Here is a 407-nt window from a genome sequence, read left to right as displayed (position 1 = left end):
GGCAGTGAGTGGTACGAGATCCCAAGAGGCCCCGGCGAAGAAACCCCACCCCCGGCCACCGGCCGGCACGTGAGCCCGTTCCTTCAGGACCCAACAGCGTGCCTACGACCACCCCACGACCGACCCACCACGTTCCCCGCACCCCACACCGAAGCGTGGGAATGCCGTACTAGCAGCGGCCCGAACCGGACCGGCCGAACTGGTCAGCGTTCCACCCTCGAGCACCATCCAGGCGACCCGCGCATCCTCCGAGACTGGAGAACACGTCTTGTCCTGGCATGGCTTCTGGACCGACCACGTGGTGGCCCGCCTAGCGCTCCTTAGAAAGGAGGTGATCCAGCCGCACCTTCCGGTACGGCTACCTTGTTACGACTTCGTCCCAATCGCCGATCCCGCCTTCGACGGCT

The 407-nt window shown here is 65.8% G+C and carries 1 rRNA gene; it reads right to left on the bottom strand.

The annotated features are described in order from the left end of the window. Nucleotides 1-324 precede the first annotated feature (324 nt). Nucleotides 325-407: ribosomal RNA gene (locus ACK586_RS25540) — 16S ribosomal RNA — on the bottom strand; the annotation flags it as partial.

This window comes from Trujillonella humicola, from assembly GCF_046233715.1.
Lineage (GTDB): Bacteria > Actinomycetota > Actinomycetes > Mycobacteriales > Geodermatophilaceae > Trujillonella > Trujillonella humicola.
The sequence above is the reverse complement of the archived record's forward strand: the minus strand, read 5'-3'. Positions and strand labels throughout refer to the sequence as shown.